Source organism: Streptomyces sp. NPDC032472, from assembly GCF_040636955.1.
In the GTDB taxonomy this organism is placed as follows: Bacteria; Actinomycetota; Actinomycetes; order Streptomycetales; family Streptomycetaceae; genus Streptomyces.
On sequence record NZ_JBEZVK010000056.1, the window covers coordinates 1 to 20,268 of the forward strand.

Annotated in this window: 19 protein-coding genes and 1 riboswitch; of the genes, 14 read left to right on the forward strand and 5 right to left on the reverse strand. The window is 71.0% G+C overall.

What is annotated here, in order from left to right:
- Positions 1-163: 163 nt before the first annotated feature.
- The 10 genes from AB0F11_RS28725 (at position 164) to AB0F11_RS28770 (ending at position 10,244) form a co-directional block, all read left to right on the forward strand.
- The gene (locus tag AB0F11_RS28725; protein ID WP_361919386.1) at positions 164-754 is read left to right on the forward strand and encodes a CDP-alcohol phosphatidyltransferase family protein; all 591 of its coding nucleotides are present in this window, start codon (positions 164-166) and stop codon (positions 752-754) included.
- Positions 755-854: 100 nt separating this feature from the next.
- Complete coding sequence (locus tag AB0F11_RS28730; RefSeq protein ID WP_362179654.1) at positions 855-3,350, forward strand: mannose-1-phosphate guanyltransferase; 2,496 nt, start codon at positions 855-857, stop codon at positions 3,348-3,350.
- A 93-nt stretch (positions 3,351-3,443) separates the two neighbouring features.
- On the forward strand, positions 3,444-4,343 hold the full coding sequence (locus AB0F11_RS28735) for a DUF881 domain-containing protein (protein ID WP_362179657.1): 900 nt from the start codon (positions 3,444-3,446) through the stop codon (positions 4,341-4,343).
- Positions 4,340-4,672, forward strand: coding sequence for a small basic family protein (locus AB0F11_RS28740; protein WP_030158423.1), 333 nt, complete (start codon positions 4,340-4,342; stop codon positions 4,670-4,672). Before AB0F11_RS28735 ends, AB0F11_RS28740 begins: the two co-directional genes overlap by 4 nt.
- A 7-nt stretch (positions 4,673-4,679) precedes the next feature.
- Positions 4,680-5,603 carry a DUF881 domain-containing protein gene (locus tag AB0F11_RS28745; RefSeq protein WP_362179660.1) on the forward strand — a complete coding sequence of 308 codons (924 nt, stop codon included), beginning with the start codon at positions 4,680-4,682 and terminating at the stop codon, positions 5,601-5,603.
- A gap of 82 nt (positions 5,604-5,685) precedes the next feature.
- Entirely contained in the window at positions 5,686-6,627 is a 942-nt protein-coding gene (locus AB0F11_RS28750) for an FHA domain-containing protein (RefSeq protein ID WP_362179750.1), read from the forward strand.
- A gap of 44 nt (positions 6,628-6,671) precedes the next feature.
- A complete protein-coding gene (locus AB0F11_RS28755; protein WP_362179663.1) occupies positions 6,672-7,424 on the forward strand; it encodes a MerR family transcriptional regulator in 753 nt (250 codons plus the stop codon).
- 52 nt (positions 7,425-7,476) lie between these two features.
- On the forward strand, positions 7,477-7,950 hold the full coding sequence (locus tag AB0F11_RS28760) for a bifunctional nuclease family protein (protein WP_030009777.1): 474 nt from the start codon (positions 7,477-7,479) through the stop codon (positions 7,948-7,950).
- Positions 7,951-8,130: 180 nt separating this feature from the next.
- A complete protein-coding gene (locus tag AB0F11_RS28765) occupies positions 8,131-8,769 on the forward strand; it encodes a MerR family transcriptional regulator (RefSeq protein WP_362179666.1) in 639 nt (212 codons plus the stop codon).
- A gap of 68 nt (positions 8,770-8,837) precedes the next feature.
- Positions 8,838-10,244, forward strand: coding sequence for a DNA polymerase IV (locus tag AB0F11_RS28770; RefSeq protein WP_362179668.1), 1,407 nt, complete (start codon positions 8,838-8,840; stop codon positions 10,242-10,244).
- On the opposite strand, the gene AB0F11_RS28775 is transcribed toward AB0F11_RS28770, so the two are convergent.
- Positions 10,241-10,615 (reverse strand): PRC-barrel domain-containing protein, encoded by a 375-nt coding sequence (locus AB0F11_RS28775; RefSeq protein WP_362179671.1) that lies wholly within the window; start codon positions 10,613-10,615, stop codon positions 10,241-10,243. The two genes, AB0F11_RS28770 and AB0F11_RS28775, sit on opposite strands and share 4 nt — an antisense overlap.
- A gap of 113 nt (positions 10,616-10,728) precedes the next feature.
- A riboswitch (glycine riboswitch) is annotated at positions 10,729-10,827 on the forward strand.
- Positions 10,828-11,025: 198 nt separating this feature from the next.
- On the opposite strand from AB0F11_RS28775, the gene gcvP reads away from it, so the two are divergent.
- The gene (gcvP, locus tag AB0F11_RS28780; protein WP_362179674.1) at positions 11,026-13,911 is read left to right on the forward strand and encodes an aminomethyl-transferring glycine dehydrogenase; all 2,886 of its coding nucleotides are present in this window, start codon (positions 11,026-11,028) and stop codon (positions 13,909-13,911) included.
- Between the two features lie 119 nt (positions 13,912-14,030).
- Here gcvP and AB0F11_RS28785 read toward each other — a convergent pair whose 3' ends face one another.
- Both AB0F11_RS28785 and AB0F11_RS28790 read right to left on the reverse strand, forming a co-directional pair.
- Complete coding sequence (locus AB0F11_RS28785) at positions 14,031-14,237, reverse strand: DUF5999 family protein (RefSeq protein ID WP_356852505.1); 207 nt, start codon at positions 14,235-14,237, stop codon at positions 14,031-14,033.
- Positions 14,238-14,504: 267 nt separating this feature from the next.
- Complete coding sequence (locus tag AB0F11_RS28790) at positions 14,505-15,122, reverse strand: hypothetical protein (protein WP_361916323.1); 618 nt, start codon at positions 15,120-15,122, stop codon at positions 14,505-14,507.
- A gap of 494 nt (positions 15,123-15,616) precedes the next feature.
- On the opposite strand from AB0F11_RS28790, the gene AB0F11_RS28795 reads away from it, so the two are divergent.
- Positions 15,617-17,158, forward strand: coding sequence for a glutamate-cysteine ligase family protein (locus AB0F11_RS28795; RefSeq protein ID WP_362179677.1), 1,542 nt, complete (start codon positions 15,617-15,619; stop codon positions 17,156-17,158).
- 128 nt (positions 17,159-17,286) lie between these two features.
- Entirely contained in the window at positions 17,287-18,087 is an 801-nt protein-coding gene (locus tag AB0F11_RS28800; protein ID WP_362179680.1) for a type II CAAX endopeptidase family protein, read from the forward strand.
- A 26-nt stretch (positions 18,088-18,113) separates the two neighbouring features.
- On the opposite strand, the gene AB0F11_RS28805 is transcribed toward AB0F11_RS28800, so the two are convergent.
- Positions 18,114-18,932: a PhzF family phenazine biosynthesis isomerase gene (locus tag AB0F11_RS28805; RefSeq protein WP_362179683.1), complete on the reverse strand. Its 819-nt coding sequence runs from the start codon at positions 18,930-18,932 to the stop codon at positions 18,114-18,116.
- A 182-nt stretch (positions 18,933-19,114) separates the two neighbouring features.
- On the opposite strand from AB0F11_RS28805, the gene AB0F11_RS28810 reads away from it, so the two are divergent.
- Positions 19,115-19,741: a PadR family transcriptional regulator gene (locus AB0F11_RS28810; RefSeq protein ID WP_362179685.1), complete on the forward strand. Its 627-nt coding sequence runs from the start codon at positions 19,115-19,117 to the stop codon at positions 19,739-19,741.
- Between the two features lie 81 nt (positions 19,742-19,822).
- Here AB0F11_RS28810 and AB0F11_RS28815 read toward each other — a convergent pair whose 3' ends face one another.
- Positions 19,823-20,254 (reverse strand): SRPBCC family protein, encoded by a 432-nt coding sequence (locus tag AB0F11_RS28815; protein WP_362179688.1) that lies wholly within the window; start codon positions 20,252-20,254, stop codon positions 19,823-19,825.
- Positions 20,255-20,268: the final 14 nt, after the last annotated feature.

Sequence of the window (20,268 nt, forward strand, 5' to 3'; positions counted from 1 at the left end):
TACTGCAGGGGGGACCCTGTGGGAGAGTAGGACGCCGCCGAACAATCATTGTGGGAAAGCCCCGCACCAGCTCTGGTGCGGGGCTTTTCTGCGTTCAGGAGCGGGTGCCGGTTCCTGTAGGGTCAAGTGGCATCGTTCGTACGTTCAAAGTGGAGGCCCCCGGGTGGAGGTCCAGGAGACTCGGGTTCAGACGGACCGAATTTTCACCATTCCGAACATCCTGAGCATGGCTCGGCTCGTCGGCGTGCCCGTGTTCCTCTGGCTGATTCTGACGGAGCACGACGGATGGGCGCTCGCCGTCCTCATGCTCAGCGGCGTCAGTGACTACCTCGACGGGAAGCTGGCACGGAAGTGGAATCAGATCAGCAGCCTCGGCCGGCTGCTGGATCCTGCCGCCGACCGGCTCTACATCCTCTCCACGCTCTTCGGCCTGACCTATCGCGACATTCTGCCCCTGTGGCTCACCGGAGCCCTCCTCGCGCGCGAGCTGATGCTGCTGGTGATGGTCTGGATCCTGCGCCGGCACGGCTATCCGCCCCCGCAGGTCAACTTCCTCGGCAAGGCCGCAACCTTCAACCTGATGTACGCCTTCCCCCTGCTGCTGCTCAGTGACGGAACGGGTTGGTTGGCCTGGATGGGGTCAGTTTTCGGATGGGCGTTCGCGGGTTGGGGTACAACGCTCTACTGGTGGGCAGGAATCCTTTACGTGGTGCAGGTCCGCCGACTCGTGAAGGCGGACGCCGCGGTCGATTGAACTCGCTCGGCAAGGGTCTGACGCGGAGGGGTTGCGGAGTCACCGTCCGAGACGGGTGAGATCGGCCGGAACGTCGTCTCCCAAGGAGGACTCTTCCGACATGAAGGCCGTCGTGATGGCCGGAGGCGAAGGCACCCGCCTTCGCCCCATGACCTCGAGCATGCCCAAGCCGCTCCTGCCGGTTGCCAACCGGCCGATCATGGAGCACGTTCTCAGGCTGCTCAAGCGGCATGGGCTCAACGAAACCGTGGTCACCGTCCAGTTCCTGGCGTCGCTCGTCAAGAACTACTTCGGTGACGGCGAAGAGCTCGGAATGGAGCTCACCTATGCCAACGAGGAGAAGCCACTCGGCACAGCCGGCAGCGTGAAGAACGCCGAGGAGGCCTTGAAGGACGATGCATTCCTCGTTATTTCCGGCGATGCCCTCACCGACTTCGACCTCACCGATCTCATCCGCTTCCACAAGCAGAAGGGCGCACTCGTCACGGTGTGCCTGACCCGGGTGCCGAACCCCCTGGAATTCGGCATCACCATCGTGGACGAGGAGGGCAAGGTCGAGCGCTTCCTCGAGAAGCCGACCTGGGGCCAGGTCTTCTCGGACACCGTCAACACCGGCATCTACGTTATGGAGCCCGAGGTCTTCAATTACGTGGACCCGGATGTTCCGGTCGACTGGTCCGGTGATGTCTTCCCGCAGCTGATGAAGGAAGGCCGGCCCATCTACGGCTACGTCGCCGAGGGCTACTGGGAGGACGTCGGCACGCACGAGAGCTACGTCAAGGCGCAGGCCGACGTGCTCGAGGGCAAGGTCCAGATCGACATGGACGGCTTCGAGATCTCGCCTGGCGTGTGGATCGCCGAAGGCGCCGAGGTGAGCCCGGACGCGGTGCTGCGCGGTCCGCTGTACATCGGGGACTACGCCAAGGTCGAGGCGGGCGTCGAGATCCGCGAGCACACCGTCATCGGATCCAACGTCGTCGTCAAGAGCGGGGCCTTCCTGCACAAGGCCGTCGTCCACGACAACGTCTACATCGGTCCCCACAGCAACCTGCGCGGCTGCGTCATCGGCAAGAACACCGACATCATGCGCGCCGCCCGGATCGAGGACGGGGCCGTCATCGGTGACGAGTGCCTCGTCGGTGAGGAATCGATCGTCCAGGGGAACGTACGCGTCTACCCCTTCAAGACGATCGAGGCCGGCGCCTTCGTCAACACCTCGGTCATCTGGGAGTCCCGCGGCCAGGCGCACCTGTTCGGCGCGCGCGGCGTCACCGGCATCCTGAACGTGGAGATCACCCCCGAGCTGGTCGTCCGGCTCGCGGGCGCCTACGCGACGATGCTGAAGAAGGGCGCCATCGTCACCACCGCCCGCGACCACTCCCGAGGCGCCCGTGCGCTGAAGCGGGCCGTGATCTCGGCGCTCCAGGCCAGTGCCATCGACGTACGGGACCTGGAGAACGTGCCGCTGCCCGTGGCGCGACAGCAGACCGCGCGGGGCAGTGCGGGCGGGATCATGCTGCGGACCTCGCCCGGTGTGCCGGACTCCGTGGACATCATGTTCCTGGACGAGCGAGGGGCGGACCTCTCGCAGGCGCAGCAGCGCAAGCTCGACCGGGTGTTCGCGCGCCAGGAGTACCGGCGGGCGTTCCCGGGGGAGATCGGCGACCTGCAGTTCCCGTCGAGCGTCTTCGACTCGTACACCGGCTCGCTGCTGCGGCGGGTGGACACCACCGGCATCGCGGACTCCGGGTTGAAGGTGGTCGTCGACGCCTCGAACGGAAGTGCGGGTCTGGTGCTGCCGAGCCTGCTGGGCCGGCTCGGGGTGGATGCGCTGACGATCAATCCGGGGCTCGACGAGTCCCGGCCGACGGAGACCGCCGAGTCGCGGCGGGCCGGGCTGGTGCGGCTGGGGGAGATCGTCGCCTCCGCGCGGGCCGCGTTCGGGGTCCGGTTCGACCCGGTCGGTGAGCGGATCTCGCTGGTGGACGAGCGCGGGCGGATCATCGAGGACGACCGGGCGCTGCTGGTGCTGCTCGACCTGGTGGCCGCGGAGAGGCGCAGCGGCAAGGTGGCGCTGCCGGTGACCACGACCCGGATCGCCGAGCAGGTGGCGGCGTACCACGGGACGCAGGTGGAGTGGACGACGACCTCGCCCGACGATCTGACGCGGGTGGGCCGGGCCGAGAACACGATCTTCGGTGGAGACGGCCGGGGCGGCTACATCGTTCCGGAGTTCGGCAGCGTCTTCGACGGGTCGGCGGCGTTCGTGCAGCTGATCGGGCTGGTGGCGCGGACGCAGCTCACGTTGAGCCAGATCGATGCGCGGATACCACGCGCCCATGTGCTCAAGCGCGATGTGCCGACCCCGTGGGCGGTGAAGGGGCTCGTGATGCGGCGGGTCGTGGAGGCGGCCGGTGACCGGCAGGTGGACACGACCGACGGCGTGCGGGTGGTCGAGGCGGACGGGCGGTGGGCGCTGGTGCTGCCGGACCCGGCCGAGGCCGTGACGCACCTGTGGGCCGAGGGCCCCGACGACGCGTCCGCGCAGGCCCTGCTGGAGGAGTGGGCGGGGGTGGTGGACGGCGCCGGACGGTGATCTGAGACGGTGGGCCGGGTGCGGAGCGTGGTGCCCCGGTCCACCGGTCGGGCGCATTCGGTGCGGGCGGCGCCGACGTGCGACGATGACGGCATGTCGCAGCCGCCCCACAACCGGAGTTCGGCGCCGGCGCCGTTCGCGCGCCCGGACGCGTCCATGTCGCTGCTGACGCACGTGATGGACCACAGTCTCGACGAGGGCTACGCAGAGGCGTCTGCCCGGCGCGAGGCAGAGGGCACGGCAGGCCTGCCGCGGACCCTCAAGGCCAAGCTGGCGCTCGCCGCCGGGCTCGTGCTCGCCGCGATGGTCGTCACGCTCGGGGCGGCGCAGGCGCGGGTGGCCGCGCCGGTGCTGGCCAAGGAGCGCCAGGAGCTGATCGACCGGGTGCAGCGGGCCGACGGGCACGCGGACGGCCTGGAGCGGGACATCGAGCGGCTGCGGGCGGACGTGGCGGGCCGGCAGCGGGCGGCGCTGAAGCAGCAGGGCGGTGACCAGGGGCAGCTGGTGGCGCTGCTGTCGGGGGCCACGGAGGCACGCGGTCCGGGGCTGAAGCTGGTGGTGGACGACGCCAAGGGCTCCTCGTCGGCCGGGGGCGGCAAGCCGCGGGAGAACACCGGCTTCTCCGACACCGGTCGGCTGCGGGACCGGGACATGCAGAGGATCGTCAACGGGCTGTGGCAGGCGGGCGCCGAGGCGATCTCCATCAACGGGCAGCGGCTGACGGCGCTGTCGGCGATCAGGGCCGCGGGGGACGCGATACTGGTCGACAACAGGCCGCTGGTACCGCCGTACGAGGTGCTGGCGGTGGGGGACAGGAAGCGGCTGCCGACTGCGTTCCAGGACTCCGTGGACGGCCAGTACCTGCACGTGCTGCAGGAGAGCTACGGGATCCGGTACACACTTTCCCCGGCCGACGAGGTGCGGCTGCCGGCCGCCTCCAGCCTGACCGTGCGTACAGCTACAGCAGAAGAGCCGAAGAAGGGTGCATCGTGATCGCGGTACTGGGCCTCGTGGCCGGAGTGGTGGTCGGACTTCTGGTCCGGCCCGAAGTGCCGGCCGTGGTGGAGCCTTATCTGCCGATCGCCGTGGTGGCGGCGCTGGACGCGGTGTTCGGCGGTCTGCGCGCGATGCTGGACGGCATCTTCGTGGACAAGGTGTTCGTGGTGTCGTTCCTGTCGAACGTGGTCGTCGCGGCGCTGATCGTGTTCCTCGGTGACAAGCTGGGCGTGGGCTCGCAGCTGTCCACGGGTGTCGTGGTCGTCCTCGGCATCCGCATCTTCTCCAATGCCGCGGCCATCCGCCGGCACGTGTTCCGGGCGTGAGGCACCGATGAGTACGAACGACATCCCGTCCGAGGAGCCGAAGGGCCCGGAGCAGCCGCCGCGGGACGAGCGGGCGCAGCAGCACGACGAGGTCCGGGGCGCGGCGACGCCGCCCGGCGAGGAGTCGCCGGCGCAGTCCGAGCCGCCGGCCGGGGCCGGGGCGGGCGGGCCCGGCGAGGAGCCCGTGGCGCAGGCCGCGCCGCAGCCCGGGCAGACGGGCCGGCAGCGGCTCGCGGCGGGTCTGTGGCCGCCACGCGTGAGCCGGGCCCAACTGATCGTCGCGCTGCTGCTGTTCGTCCTGGGGCTGGGCCTGGCCATCCAGGTGCGGTCCAACAGCGACTCCAGTGCGCTGCGCGGGGCCCGTCAGGAGGACCTCGTACGCATCCTCGACGAGCTGGACGGGCGGACCAAGCGCCTGGAGGACGAGAAGCAGCAGCTGGAGGCGCAGCGCCGGGAGCTGGAGAGCAGCTCGAACCAGGCCGAGGAGGCGCGCAAGCAGACGGTGGAGAAGGAGCGTCAACTCGGGATCCTGGCCGGTACGGTGGCAGCCCAGGGGCCGGGCATCACGCTGCGGATCACCGATCCCCGGGGCCAGGTGCAGTCCGACCAGCTGCTGGACACCCTCCAGGAGCTGCGGGCGGCCGGGGCGGAGGCGATCCAGGTCAACGGGGTGCGGATGGTGGCGGGCTCGTACTTCTCGGACGAAGGCGGCGGGATCGGTATCGATGGTAAGAAGATCACACAGCCCTACGAGTTCAAGGTGATCGGCAAGCCGCAGGATCTTGAGCCCGCGCTCAACATCCCGGGCGGTGTCGTGCAGACGCTGGAGAAGGAACAGGCCACCGTCGCCGTCACACGGTCGGCGAAGATCGTTGTGGACGCCTTGCGGGCTGCGAAGCAGCCTGACTACGCTCGGTCGTCATCGCAGTGATGCGGGACGGAGAGCGGACGGGCTCACGCGGGCTGGTGCCTGCGGGGGGTCGGCGCACCGAAGTTGTGGTGCGTGGTGGAAACTGTCTGGTGGTTTCGGACGTTGTGAAGATGTCCGGGTCGGCAGGTGTGTGCATTCGGAGTTCGTCCTGCCCCACGGGCGGGTCTGTTTCGTTCAAGGGGAATCGCCCGTGAAGTTGTTTGAGAAGTTGTTCGGAAAGAAGAACCGCGGGGAAAGCGGTGCGCAGTCGCACCGCGCGGGTCAGGGAGAGGCGCAGGGCCAGGGGGATCGGCCGCTCTTCCGGGACGAGGTCGCGGGTGCGGGTGGTGTTTCGGGTGCGCAGGGCGCGTCGGCTGTTGACCCTGCCGGTTCCGGCCGCATAGGTTTCGGTGAACCATCAACCTCGAGTACGGGTGGAGGGTTTGCTCCCGACCCGTATGCCACCAATGCCTCCGCGGGGCAGCCGCGGCGCGAGGAGCCGTCCATGTCGGCCGAGCAGGTTTGCAGCAGGTGCGGGCACCGTAGCGATGCGGCCAGCCGGTTCTGCTCCAACTGCGGTGCGCCGCTGCGGGCGGGTCTGACGCCGGAGCGTGCCTCGGAGACCACGTCCACCATCTCGATCTCGGGCCTCGAGGCCTACGAGGCCGAGGTGTCGGGGCAACACGTGTCGTCGTCGCTGTCCCCCGAGGCCCAGGCCGCGGTGGAGGCGCTGCCCCCGGGTTCCGCCCTGCTGATCGTGCGGCGCGGCCCCAACTCGGGCAGCCGCTTCCTGCTGGACGGTGAGCTGACCACGGCGGGCCGCCATCCGCAGAGCGACATCTTCCTGGACGACGTCACCGTCTCCCGGCGGCATGTCGAGTTCCGCAGGAGCCAGGACGGCGGCTTCACCGTCGCCGACGTCGGCAGCCTCAACGGCACGTACGTCAACCGCGAGCCGATCGACTCGGTGCCGCTGCACAACGGCGACGAGGTCCAGATCGGCAAGTACCGGCTGGTCTTCTACGCGAGCCTGCGGGGCGTCTGACCCTTCCCCCGGACGGTGTCCGGGGGAACCCCAGGGAAGGTCCCATGCTGCGCACTCCCACGGGCGGTGCCGGAAACGGCACCGCCGGCTCGGCCGGGCAGCTGGTGAGCATCGGCACGGTGCTCACGATGCTGCGCGACGAGTTTCCCGAAGTCACGATCTCGAAGATCCGTTTCCTGGAGGCGGAGGGGCTGGTCGAGCCCCGACGCACACCCTCCGGATATCGCAAGTTCAGCACGGAGGACGTGGAGCGGCTGGCCCGCATCCTGCGGCTCCAGCGCGACCACTACCTGCCCCTGAAGGTCATCCGGGAGCAGCTGGAGGCACTGGACCGAGGTGAACAGGTCCGTATCCCGGCGCCCACGGCGCACGGGGACGGACCGCCCGACGGCCCGGCCCAGGGCGGGACGGGCCGGGAGCGGCCGTCCACGGCCCGGGTGGGCCGGGCGGAGCTGATCGCCGCGGCCGAGGTGGACGAGGCCCAGCTGGCCGAGTGGGAGTCGTACGGGCTGCTCGCCGAGGCCCCGGGCGGCGGATTCGACGCGGACGCGCTGACCGTGGCCCGGCTGGTGGCGGACCTGGGCCGGTACGGGCTGGAGCCGCGGCACCTGCGCGCCGTGAAGGCCGCCGCGGACCGGGAGGCGGGCCTGGTGGAGCAGGTCGTGGCACCGCTGCGCCGGCACCGCAACCCGCAGACCCGGGCTCATGCCGAAGCCACCGCGAAGGAGCTCGCCGGGCTCTCCGTACGGCTCCACGAGGCCCTCGTACAGGCGGCTCTGGGGGTCCGCCTGCACTGAGCAGGGGGAGCCCGACTACCCAAACCTGCCGGGCAGGTCCTAGGGTTGCTGTGTGAACGAGCTCGACGTTGTGGGTGTCCGGGTGGAAATGCCCTCGAACCAGCCGATCGTGCTCCTGCGTGAAGTGGGAGGCGATCGGTACCTCCCCATTTGGATCGGACCCGGGGAGGCGACCGCCATTGCCTTCGCGCAACAGGGCATGGCCCCTGCCCGTCCGCTGACCCACGACCTGTTCAAGGACGTGCTGGAAGCGATCGGTGAGGAGCTCACCGAGGTCCGGATCACGGATCTGCGGGAGGGCGTCTTCTACGCGGAGCTGGTCTTCGCGAGCGGGGTCGAGGTGAGCGCGCGGCCGTCCGACGCCATAGCGCTGGCCCTGCGTACGGGGACGCCGATCTACGGCAGCGACGGCGTGCTGGACGACGCCGGAATCGCCATTCCGGACGAGCAGGAGGACGAGGTGGAGAAGTTCCGCGAGTTCCTCGACCAGATTTCCCCCGAGGACTTCGGTACCGGCCCCCAGTGAGGGGCCGGATCCGGAAAGCCGCAGGGACTGTCGGCCCATTCGGTTAGCCTTGCCCCGTCAAGGGGCACGGGAAACCACTCTCAGGGTGATTATCACTCGGCGTGCCGAGTGTGGCGATCGTTGACGCACCCCGGGTGACTGCCTACCTTCGAGGGGGCAGGTCAAGGACGGAGGGTCGGCGTGAGAGTCACGGGCGACGGTACGACCGGGGGCATCCCCGCACGGAGTGACGCTGGGCCGTACCCGCTCCACGGCAGTGCGGCGGGCTCCGCGCGCCGTCAGCCGGAGACCGCGCCGGCCGCGTCGGCGGTCGGCTCCCCGGCCGGCGAGCAGGTGGGCTACCGCGGGCCGACGGCCTGCGCCGCGGCCGGCATCACGTACCGGCAGCTCGACTACTGGGCGCGGACGGGGCTGGTGGAGCCCACCGTCCGGCCCGCGTACGGCTCCGGCACCCAGCGCCTGTACAGCTTCCGCGACGTCGTCGTCCTCAAGATCGTAAAGCGTTTCCTGGACACCGGCGTGGCGCTGCAGAACATCCGCACCGCGGTCCAGCACCTGCGGGAGCGGGGCTTTTCCGACCTGGAGCGCATGACGCTGATGAGCGACGGCGCGACCGTGTACGAGTGCACCTCGCCGGACCAGGTCGTCAGCCTGCTCCAGGGCGGCCAGGGCATCTTCGGCATCGCCGTGGGCGTCGTCTGGCGCGACGTCGAGAACGCGCTGTCGCAGCTGCACGGGGAACGGGTCGACACCGGTGAGACGGTGGTCGGGCACAACCCTGCGGACGAGCTGGCGGCGCGCCGCAACCGGGCCGGCTGACCCCCGGGGCAGCCGGCCGCCCGTACCGGGCCACCGCATTGTCAGTGGCGTAAGGCAGCATCGGGGCCGTGAGAGCCGCGCCGACCATCCTCCACCTGGACATGGACGCCTTCTACGCCTCCGTGGAGCAGGCGTCGAAGCCGAGCCTGCGCGGAAAGGCCGTGATCGTCGGCGGGCTCGGGCCGCGCGGGGTCGTCGCCACCGCCTCGTACGAGGCCCGGCGCTTCGGGGTGCACTCGGCGATGCCGATGGCCCAGGCCAGGCGGATGTGCCCGAACGGCGCCTACCTGGTCCCGCGCTTCACCCTGTACCGGGCCGTCAGCGACGTGGTCATGGGCCTGCTGCGGGAGCTGTCCCCGCTGGTGGAGCCGCTCAGCCTGGACGAGGCCTTCGTGGACCTCGAAGCCGGCGGGGTGGCCTGGGACGCCGAATCGGCGCTGGCCACCGGGCAGCAGCTGCGGGCGGACATCCTGGCCGCGACCGGCCTGAGCGGCTCGGTGGGGCTGGCGGGCTCGAAGATGCTGGCCAAGGTGGCGTCCGAGGAGGCCAAGCCGAACGGGCTGCTGCTGATCGAGCCGGGGACCGAACGCGAGCTCCTCGCCCCGATGTCCGTGCGGACCCTTCCGGGAGTGGGGCCGGCCACCGGAGAACACCTGCGGCGCGCCGGGATCACGACGATCGGGGAGCTGGCGGAGGCCGGCGAGGACGAGCTGGTCCGGATGGTCGGGCGGGCGCACGGGGTCGGGCTGTACCGGATGGCCCTGGGGCTCGACGACCGGCCGGTGGTCGCCGAGCGGGACGCGAAATCGGTGTCGGTGGAGGACACCTTCGACGTGGACCTGCACGACCGGGTGCGGATCCGGGGCGAGGTGCAGCGGCTCGCCGACCGGTGCGTTCAGCGGCTGCGGGCCTCCGGGCACTCCGGGCGGACGATCGTGCTGAAGGTCCGGCGCTACGACTTCTCCACCCTGACCCGCTCCGAGACGCTGCGCGGCCCGACCGACGACCCGTCGGTGGTGCGGGAGGCCGCGGGGCGGCTGCTGGAGGCCGTGGACACCACCGGCGGTGTGCGGCTGCTCGGCGTCGGCGTGACCGGGCTGGCGGACTACACGCAGGAGGACCTGTTCGCGCAGTCGCTGGCCGCCGAGGAGCCGGCCGCAGAAGGGGAGTCTGCGGGGTCCACAGGGGCTCTGGAGGCGGAGGAGGCCCCTGGGGCGCCTGGGGCGCCCGGGACGCCGGAGCCGGCCCGTGAGCGGCACTGGGCGGCCGGCAGCGACGTACGGCACACCGTGTACGGGCCGGGGTGGGTGCAGGGCAGCGGGGTCGGGCGGGTGACCGTGCGGTTCGAGCAGCCCGGATCGGAGCCCGGCCGGGTCCGGACCTTCCTGGTGGACGACCCCGAGCTGGAGCCGTCCGACCCGCTGCCGCTGGTCGGCCCGGCTTCGGTGTCGCCTTCGGCTCGGGCTGCGGGCTAGTCCTCCTCGCGTTCGCCCTTCGCCAGGTGGCCGAAATCACTGTGGAAGTCGGACGGGAGGGAGACGTCCAGTCCGTAGTGGTGGTAGAGCTGCAGCTCCTGCTCGGGGGAGAGGTGGCGGCCGACACCGAAGTCGGGGGCGTCCCTGATCAGGGAGCGCTCGAACGGGACCCGCAGGGAGTCGCCGACCACCTCGCTCGGTTCCAGGGGAACGAAGGCGTCCCGGCTGAACAGGCCGGTCCGTACGGCGGCCCATTCCGGCACGCCCGTGGCGTCGTCGAGGTAGACCTCGTCGACGGTCCCGATCTTGGTGCCGTTGCGGTCGAACGCCTTGCGGCCGATCAGGCTGCGCGGATCGATGTCGGTCTGCACGGTCCCTCCACGTGGTCGCAGCTCCTCGGTAATGACTACAAAAGGGCATATCCGGGGAGGGGGCCACTCGAGGGAGGCCCGGGAACCGCGCTGGTAGGCTGGGTGTCGGCTGCTGACCCTGTGCGGGAGAGTCCTCCACCGACGTTCGACGGAGGCGCCGAAGGAGCAAATCCTCCCCGGAATCTCTCAGGCATACGTACCGCACGGACGAGGCCACTCTGGAAAGCAGGTGCGGGTACCGGGCGCGCAGTGCCGGTTCTGCTCCTCACCGACGGTGAAAGCCGGATCCTTCGGGTGACCCCCGCAGGACCCGGTGAAGCTCTCAGGTTGAGATGACAGAGGGGGAGGCCGTCCGGGCGCCCGCGCCGTGGTGCCCCTCGCAGGTCGTACGACCCAGGAGGCCTCCGTACATGACCGCCAACCGCATTCCGCTCTCCCAGCTTGAGCGAGGCATTCCCTTCGAGCAGCGCCACATCGGCCCGGACGCCGAGGCGCAGGCGAAGATGCTCGCCCACGTGGGCTACGGCTCGCTGGACGAACTGACCGCCGCCGCGGTGCCGGATGTGATCAAGAGCGCCGAGGCGCTGAACCTGCCCGAGGCACTGACCGAGGCCGAGGTGCTGGCCGAGCTGCGCGGTCTCGCCGGCCGCAACCAGGTCCTCACCCCGATGATCGGTCTCGGCTACTACGGGACCTTCACCCCGCCGGTGATCCTGCGCAACGTCATGGAGAACCCGGCCTGGTACACCGCGTACACCCCGTACCAGCCCGAGATCTCCCAGGGCCGCCTCGAGGCGCTGCTCAACTTCCAGACCGTCGTCGCGGACCTGACGGGCCTGCCGACCTCCGGCGCCTCCCTGCTCGACGAGGGCACCGCGGCCGCCGAGGCCATGACCCTGGCCCGCCGGGTGGGCAAGGCCAAGGGCAACGTCTTCCTCGTCGACGCCGACGCCCTGCCGCAGACGATCGCCGTGATCGAGACCCGCGCCGAGCCGATCGGCATCGAGGTCGTCGTCGCCGACCTGTCCGCGGGCATCCCCGCCGAGATCGCCGAGCGCGGCGTCTACGGCGTCCTGATCCAGTACCCGGGCGCCTCCGGTGCCGTCCGGGACATCAAGCCGGTCATCGACCAGGCGCACGGGCTCGGCGCGATCGTCGCCGTCGCCGCCGACCTGCTCGCCCTGACCCTGCTCGCCTCCCCGGGCTCGCTCGGCGCCGACATCGCCGTCGGCACCACGCAGCGCTTCGGCGTCCCGATGGGCTTCGGTGGTCCGCACGCCGGCTACATGGCCGTCCAGGACAAGCACGCCCGCTCGCTGCCCGGCCGCCTCGTCGGCGTCTCCGTGGACGCGGACGGCAACAAGGCGTACCGCCTCGCGCTGCAGACGCGCGAGCAGCACATCCGCCGCGAGAAGGCCACCAGCAACATCTGTACCGCGCAGGTGCTGCTCGCCGTCATGGCCGGCATGTACGCCGTCTACCACGGCCCGGACGGCCTGCGCTCGATCGCCCGCCGCACGCACCGCTACGCGGCGCTGATCGCGGCCGGTCTGACGGCCGGCGGGGTCGAGCTCGTGCACGGCTCGTACTTCGACACCCTGACCGCCAAGGTGCCCGGCAAGGCCGCCGAGGTCGTGGCCGCCGCCCGCGAGGCCGGGGTCAACCTGTTCCAGGTCGACGCCGACCACGTCTCCCTCTCCGTCGACGAGACCACCCTGCGCGCCCACGTCGAGGCCGTCTGGACCGCCTTCGGTGTCACCGCCGACATCGAGGCGCTGGACGAGACGACCGCCGACGCGCTGCCCGAGGGCCTGCTGCGCTCGGACGCGTACCTGGCCCACCCGGTCTTCCACCAGCACCGCTCCGAGACCGCGATGCTGCGCTACCTGCGCAAGCTCGCCGACAAGGACTACGCGCTGGACCGCGGCATGATCCCGCTGGGCTCCTGCACCATGAAGCTCAACGCGACCACCGAGATGGAGCCGGTGACGTGGCCCGAGTTCGGCCAGCTGCACCCGTTCGCCCCGGTCGAGCAGGCCGAGGGGTACCTCACGCTCATCTCCGAGCTGGAGGAACGTCTCTGCGAGGTCACCGGCTACGACAAGGTCTCCATCCAGCCGAACGCCGGCTCCCAGGGTGAGCTCGCCGGCCTGCTGGCCGTGCGCGCCTACCACCGGGCCAACGGCGACGAGCAGCGCACCGTCTGCCTGATCCCGTCCTCCGCGCACGGCACCAACGCGGCCTCCGCCGTGATGGCCGGCATGAAGGTCGTCGTCGTCAAGACCGCCGACGACGGCGAGGTGGACGCGGACGACCTGCGCGCCAAGATCGAGCAGTACCGCGACGAGCTCGCCGTGCTGATGATCACCTACCCGTCGACGCACGGTGTGTTCGAGGAGCACGTCGCCGACATCTGCGCCCAGGTGCACGAGGCCGGCGGCCAGGTGTACGTGGACGGCGCGAACCTCAACGCCCTGGTGGGCCTGGCCAAGCCGGGTCACTTCGGCGGCGACGTCTCGCACCTGAACCTGCACAAGACCTTCTGCATCCCGCACGGCGGCGGCGGCCCGGGCGTCGGCCCGGTCGGTGTCCGGGCGCACCTGGCCCCGTACCTGCCGAACCACCCGCTGCAGCCGACCGCCGGCCCGGAGACGGGCGTCGGCCCGATCTCGGCCGCGCCGTGGGGCTCGGCCGGCATCCTGCCGATCTCCTGGTCGTACGTGCGCCTCATGGGCGGCGAGGGCCTCAAGCGCGCGACCCAGGTCGCGGTGCTCGGTGCCAACTACATCGCCAAGCGCCTGGAGCCGCACTACCCGGTGCTCTACACCGGCCCGGGCAACCTGGTCGCGCACGAGTGCATCATCGACCTGCGCCCGCTGTCGAAGGCGACGGGCGTGAGCGTGGACGACATCGCCAAGCGTCTGATCGACTACGGCTTCCACGCCCCGACCATGTCCTTCCCGGTGGCCGGCACGCTGATGATCGAGCCGACGGAGTCCGAGGACCTCGTCGAGATCGACCGGTTCTGCGACGCGATGATCGCCATCCGCGCCGAGATCGAGCGGGTCGCGGGCGGCGAGTGGCCGGCGGACGACAACCCGCTGGCGAACGCCCCGCACACCGCTGCCTCGCTGGGCGGCGAGTGGAACCACCCGTACACCCGCGACGAGGCCGTCTTCCCCGGCGGTGTCGTGGCCGCGGAGAAGTACTGGCCGCCGGTGCGCCGCATCGACGGTGCCTTCGGCGACCGGAACCTGGTCTGCTCCTGCCCGCCGCTGGACGAGTACGACAACTGACACACCTGATCCACACCTGACACACCACGGTGTGAACTGACACAGAAGCCGGCCCGGGAGCGACGCTCCCGGGCCGGCTTCTCTACTGTTCTCGTCAGCGCTGTGGTCGACCGGGCCGCCTAGGCCGCCTTCACCACGTGCGCCGCCGCCAACGGACGGTGCGGTGCGATGATCTGGCCGTCCGGCAGCAGCTCACCGGTGTCCTCGAAGAGCAGGACGCCGTTGCACAGCAGGCTCCAGCCCTGTTCCGGGTGGTTGGCCACCGGCTTGGCGGCCTCCCGGTCGGCGGAGTCGGCTGACGGGCACGCTGGCTGGTGCTGGCACATGGATGCGTTCTTTCGCTGCGGTGTGGTCTGTGTGCTGCGGCTCGATGCCTTGTTCATGGCCGCCCCCCGTATCAACGTCTCGGTGTGGTCAGGGTCCCAGTGTTCCCCTCGGGACTCGCGTCCGCAGGGATTTCCGGCAGCTGTCCTCACAGATTGATGACGCATCACTCGTGCGGGCGGTTCAGCCCAACTCCCCTGTCATTTCGGATGGTTCGGGGATGGCACGAGCGGGCTAGACCGAATGGGTCGTGCGGGTGGTGCGGCCGGTCAGGCAGCGGGCGCGGCCAGCGGCGGGCGGACCGGCGGGGCCGGCGGGGTGAGCCGGTGGGTCATCACGGGCAGCAGCTCGGACACCGGATGCGGCCGGTACGCGGCGATCCCGGGCGGCGCCGGCGCCAGTGGAACCAGCAGGTCCGCGGCGGCGGGCAGCCCGGCGGAGGCATCGGCGCCCACCGACCCGTGCAGCCAGAGGGTCAGCATGTACAGCTCCGGTACGGACAGCAGCCGGGGCTGGTAGTTCTTGCCGAGCGACTCCGCCTGGCGCAGGGCGCGCTCGGTGGCGGCGACGTAGGGGCCCTCGAAGAAATGGGAGAAGACCCAGCCGTCCGGCGTCAGCCGGGTGTCGGCGGCGGCGACGTGGCGGTCGCCGCCGCGGATCAGGAACCGCCAGCCGGTCAGCCGGGTGCGGGGCGGGCGGGCCCCGACGGCCGGCTGGGCCATGCCGAGCCGGTCGAGTACGTGGACCGGCAGGGGCAGTTCGGCGGTCAGCGGACCCTGGAAGGCGCGCAGGGCGGGAGTACCCGCCGCGAGGGCCGTGGGGGAACCGAGTGCCGCGAGGACGCTGCGCAGGGCGGGCGCGGGAGCCGGGGGGACATGCAGCGGCATGGTGGGTCGCCTCTCACTTGGGAGACCTGTGGAACGGGGGCAGGTGCGGACGGCGCTGTCGCATTCTGGGGCCAGAGGGGGGCTGAGGGGCAATGGCCGCGCGCCAACTCTCTGCCTCGTTTGCGGAGTTTATACGACATGTGTTCACACAGTGTTTCGGCTAGCTGTCCCGCCCATTGCCGACAAGGCGCTTACCGGTCCCGCTGTCATGGCATTCATGTCGGATACACGCGAACATGTCGCGCTGACCTCGGAGGTTACCGGAAAGGGGCTCGGCTGAAAAGCGCCGAATATGCGGAGCCGGCAAATCCGATGTGGAAATTGCATACGACGCCTTGCCAGGTGAATGTGCCATGGCGCCCTTCGGCCAAACCGGCGCACGCTCCCCGCCGTGCATGCCCCCGCCGCGTTATCGATCACGCCGCCGGGGCATCATCGACCGTACACGCGCGCCCGGGTGCCCGGGCGACGCCCACTCGAGGAGGGACGCTTCGATGGGGGAGAAGGTCGTGGCGGGCGGATTCGACCTGTCCGATCGGCAACGGTATCGGAGGAAGCTCCACGAGTGCCTGGAGGGACTGGAGCGGCTTCTGGCGGAGAAGAGGTTCGATCGCCCCAAGAACATGATGGGGCTGGAGATCGAGCTGAATCTCGCGGGAGCCGACGGGATGCCGCGCATGGTGAATGCACAGGTTCTTGAGCGGATTGCGAGCCAGGATTTCCAGACCGAACTCGGAATGTTCAACCTGGAGGTGAACGTCCTCCCGCACCGGCTCGGCGGCCGGGTATTCGACCAGCTCGCCGAAGAACTGAGCGCCGGGCTCGGCTACGCCCACCGGCAGGCCGCGGAGATCGACGCCGGGGTGGTGATGATCGGCATCCTGCCCACGCTCACCCGCTCCGACCTGGTCACCGCCAACCTCTCGGCGGTGGACCGCTACTCGCTGCTCAACGAGCAGATCCTCATGCTGCGCGGAGAGGACTTCCTGCTCGACATCGACGGGGTCGAGCGGCTCACCTGGAGCACCGGGTCGATCGTCCCGGAGGCCGCCTGCACCTCCGTACAGCTGCACCTGCAGGTCACGCCGGCCCGGTTCGCCGACGTGTGGAACGCGGCCCAGGCGGTGACCGCCGTACAGATAGCCGTCGGCGCCAACTCCCCCTTCCTGTTCGGGCACGAGCTGTGGCGCGAATCGCGGCCGCCGCTGTTCACCCAGGCCACCGACACCCGGCCGCCCGAGCTCCAGGCGCAGGGAGTACGGCCGCGGACCTGGTTCGGGGAGCGCTGGGTGGAGTCGGTGTACGAGCTCTTCGCCGAGAACGTCCGCTACTTCCCCGCCCTGCTGCCCATCTGCGACGAGGAGGAGCCGCTGCGGGTGCTCGCCGAGGGCGGGGTGCCGAGCCTGCAGGAACTGGTCCTGCACAACGGCACCGTCTACCGGTGGAACCGGCCCGTCTACGGGATCGCCGACGGGGTGCCCCACCTGCGCGTGGAGAACCGGGTGCTGCCCGCCGGGCCGACGGTCGCCGACGTCGTCGCGAACGCCGCCTTCTACTACGGACTCGTGCGCACCCTCGCCGACGAGCCGCGCCCGGTGTGGACCCGGCTGCCGTTCGCCGAGGCCGAGGCCAACTTCGACGCCGCCTGCCGGTACGGGATCGACGCCCGGCTGCGGTGGCCGCGCCGCGGCCGCGGCGGAGGCCTCGCGAGCGTCCCCGCCGTACGGCTGGTCCTGGACGAGCTGCTGCCGATGGCGGCGGCGGGCCTGGACGCGTGGGGCATCGAGCCGGCCGACCGCGACCACTACCTCGGCATCATCGAAGAGCGCTGCCAGCGCCGGGTGAACGGGGCGACCTGGCAGGTGGACACCTATCACCGGGCCCTCGCGGGCGGCATGGACCGGGACAGCGCACTCGCCGCGATCACCCGGCGCTACAGCGAGCTGATGCACAAGGGCGATCCCGTCCACACCTGGCCCGTGGGCCTGGTGGAGGAGGAGGCCGCACCGGCCCCCGTACCGGCCCGCCGGCCCTGAACCGCGCCGGGTCCGGTGTGCTTCCGCCACCGGGCCCGGCGTGCCCCGGCACCGGCCGGTGATCCCGCTGCCCCGGCGACGAGGCAGTATGGGGTGGTCGGAACGCAGAGGGCGGACGGGAGTCGGACGTGCGGGCGCAGCCGGAGCCGGTGGTCGGGTCGTTGCAGGAGGACGGGCAGCGGCGGATCCTGCGCGCCGAGACGCTGCTCGTGCTGGCGCTGTCGCTGGGGGCGAGCGCCGTCTCCTCGCTGATCAGCTTCATCGGCTCGCTGACCAAGCCCGGCGGCCTGAAGGACCAGGCCGCCACCCTCAACGGCTCGTACGCCCCCGGCCGCCCCTGGCTGGACCTCGCCTGGCAGCTGTTCGGCATCTGCACCGCCCTCGTGCCCGTGCTGCTGGTCGCCCACCTGCTCACCCGCGAGGGCGTCCCGGGGCTGCGGGTCCTGGGCTTCGACCGCACCCGGCCCGGCTGGGACCTGGGCCGCGGGGCCCTGGTCGCCGCCGGGATCGGGAGCGCGGGGCTGGCCTTCTACCTGGCGGCCCGGGCGAGCGGGTTCAACCTCACGGTGGTGCCCGAGGCGCTGCCCGACGTGTGGTGGAAGTTCCCGGTGCTGGTCCTCTCCGCGGTGCAGAACGCCGTGGTGGAGGAGGTCATCGTGCTGGCCTACCTGCTGCGCCGGCTCGACCGGCTGGGCTGGTCCCCGGCCGGGGCGCTGGTCGCGAGCTCGGTGCTGCGCGGTTCCTACCACCTCTACCAGGGCATCGGCGGGTTCGTCGGCAACATGGTGATGGGCGCGGTCTTCGTGCTGGCCTACCGCCGGTGGGGCCGGGTGGCTCCGCTGGTCGTGGCGCACGCGCTGCTCGACATCGTGGCCTTCGGCGGGTACGCGCTGCTCGCCGGCAAGGTGGGCTGGCTGCCCACCCCGTAGCCGGCGGCCGGCCCCGCGGTCTGGCCTCAGGGGCGGGCGAGGAGCTCGCCGTCGATGACCGTGACCGCGCTGCCCGTCAGCAGCGTGCGCTCGCCCGCCAGGGTGACCCGTACCAGCCCGGTCCGGGCGCCGCCCTGCAGGCCGGTCAGCTGTGTGCGGCCCAGGCGAGCGGCCCAGAACGGGGCGAGGGCGGTGTGGGCGCTGCCGGTGACGGGGTCCTCGTCGATCCCGAAGGCCGGGAAGAAGCCGCGCGAGACGAAGTCGTACCCGCGGGAGGGGTCCTCGGCGGGTGCGGTGACGACGACGCCGCGCCGGGCGTAGCCGCGCAGGGCGGCGATGTCGGGGGTGAGCTCGCGCACGGTCCGCTCGTCCGCCAGCTCCACGAGCAGGTCGCCGATGTGCCCGGCCGTGTCGTGGACGGACCTGATCTCGGCGCCGAGTGCGTCCCGTACGGCGGCCTCGGGGGCCACCGGCGTCAGGGACGAGGTGGGGAAGTCCAGGGTGACGGTCCCGTCGGGCGCGGACTCGGCGGTGAGGATGCCGCACCGGGCCGTGAACCGGATCAGGCCCTCGGCCAGGCCGTTCGAGGCGAGGACGTGCGCCGTGGCGAGCGTGGCGTGGCCGCACATGTCGACCTCGCCGACCGGGGTGAACCAGCGCAGCGCCCAGTCGGCCTCCCCGCCCGGCGGCAGGGGATGGGCGAAGGCGGTCTCGGAGAGGTTGACCTCGGTGGCGACCTGCTGGAGCCAGGCGTCCGCGGGGAAGCCGTCTTCCAGGAGCAGGACCCCGGCGGGGTTGCCGCGGAAGGGCCGGTCGGTGAAGGCGTCGACGATTCTCAGGCGCATGCCCCCGACGGTAGGGGCCGCATCTGATCGTCAACAAAGGCCAATTCGGGATGACTGGCCTGGTCAGAGACATGTTCGGTACGAGTTTCCGATATATCGTTGACGCATCGCGAACGGTCGGTGATAGTTGGAGCATCGCAAACAGCGACACGAGAAGACACCAAGGCGAAAGGAGCGCAGCCATGCGTTCACGCGGAAAGCACGGACACGGCAACGGCACCGGGCACGAGCACGGACGGGGCCACGGGCACTGCGGGCCCGATCGTCGGGAGGAGTTCCCGGGGCGGCGCGCTGCCTTCGGCCCGTTCGGGCCGCCCTTCGGCGCCGGCCCCTTCGGCGGGCGCGGCGGCCGCGGCGGACCGCGCGGCCGGGCCCGGCGCGGCGACGTGCGCGCCTCGATCCTGGCGCTGCTGAAGGACCGGCCGATGCACGGCTACGAGATGATCCGGGAGATCGGCGAGCGCAGCGGCGGGGCCTGGAAGCCCAGCCCCGGCTCGGTCTACCCGACCCTCCAGCTGCTCGAGGACGAGGGGCTCATCGCGAGCGAGAGCGAGGGCGGCAAGAAGCTGTTCACGCTCACCGACGCCGGCCGTACCGAGGCCGAGTCCGGGTCCGAGGCCCCCTGGGCCGAGGCCGGGCGCGGCTTCGACTTCGAGGCGATGCACGAGGTGCGGACGGCCGGGGTCGGCCTGATGGAGGCCTTCGGCCAGGTCTTCAAGACCGGCAGCGCCGAGCAGCGTGAGAAGGCCCTCGCGGTCATCAACGACGCCCGCAGGAAGCTCTACCTGATCCTGGCCGACGAGCACTGAGCCCGTCCGGCCACTGCAGCGCAGCGCGCCCCGCGAGTCCTCTCGCGGGGCGCGCTCGCGTACGTGCGGGCGGGTGGCGGGTCAGGCGGTGACCAGGCCGGCCAGCCTGCGCAGCGATTCGTTCAGGGCGGCGGTGGCGGAGTCCTTCAGCTTGCCCGCCATGAGGGAGACGGCCGCGCCCGTGAACTCCCCGTCGATGCGGACGGTGGTCGCGTCGCCGTCGGGGGCGAGGGTGTAGCGGGTCAGGACGGCGACCCCCATCGGGCCCTTGCCCGTGATGGCGAAGACGCGCTCCTCCTCCAGCTCCGAGACGGTCCACAGCACCTCGGCGGGAAAGCCCATCATCTTCATGTTCTCCTCGAAGGTCACGCCGAGCGCGAGGGTCTCGGGTCCGCCCTTCGGGAAGCCGGTGTGCGTCATGCTCCACTGGCCGTACGCCGCCCAGTCCGTCAGCTGGGCCCAGAGCTTCGCGGCGGACGCCTCGATGCGTGATTCCGCGGTGACTTCGGCCATGGGGCCACCCCTTC

What these genes read in the sequence shown, in the direction of transcription:
- AB0F11_RS28730 (WP_362179654.1), top strand. Translation starts at nt 855, where the DNA reads ATGAAGGCCGTCGTGATGGCCGGAGGCGAAGGCACCCGCCTTCGCCCC.
- AB0F11_RS28735 (WP_362179657.1), top strand. Translation starts at nt 3,444, where the DNA reads ATGTCGCAGCCGCCCCACAACCGGAGTTCGGCGCCGGCGCCGTTCGCG.
- AB0F11_RS28745 (WP_362179660.1), top strand. Translation starts at nt 4,680, where the DNA reads ATGAGTACGAACGACATCCCGTCCGAGGAGCCGAAGGGCCCGGAGCAG.
- AB0F11_RS28755 (WP_362179663.1), top strand. Translation starts at nt 6,672, where the DNA reads ATGCTGCGCACTCCCACGGGCGGTGCCGGAAACGGCACCGCCGGCTCG.
- gcvP (WP_362179674.1), top strand. Translation starts at nt 11,026, where the DNA reads ATGACCGCCAACCGCATTCCGCTCTCCCAGCTTGAGCGAGGCATTCCC.
- AB0F11_RS28785 (WP_356852505.1), bottom strand. Translation starts at nt 14,237, where the DNA reads ATGTGCCAGCACCAGCCAGCGTGCCCGTCAGCCGACTCCGCCGACCGG.
- AB0F11_RS28790 (WP_361916323.1), bottom strand. Translation starts at nt 15,122, where the DNA reads ATGCCGCTGCATGTCCCCCCGGCTCCCGCGCCCGCCCTGCGCAGCGTC.
- AB0F11_RS28795 (WP_362179677.1), top strand. Translation starts at nt 15,617, where the DNA reads ATGGGGGAGAAGGTCGTGGCGGGCGGATTCGACCTGTCCGATCGGCAA.
- AB0F11_RS28805 (WP_362179683.1), bottom strand. Translation starts at nt 18,932, where the DNA reads ATGCGCCTGAGAATCGTCGACGCCTTCACCGACCGGCCCTTCCGCGGC.
- AB0F11_RS28810 (WP_362179685.1), top strand. Translation starts at nt 19,115, where the DNA reads ATGCGTTCACGCGGAAAGCACGGACACGGCAACGGCACCGGGCACGAG.
- AB0F11_RS28815 (WP_362179688.1), bottom strand. Translation starts at nt 20,254, where the DNA reads ATGGCCGAAGTCACCGCGGAATCACGCATCGAGGCGTCCGCCGCGAAG.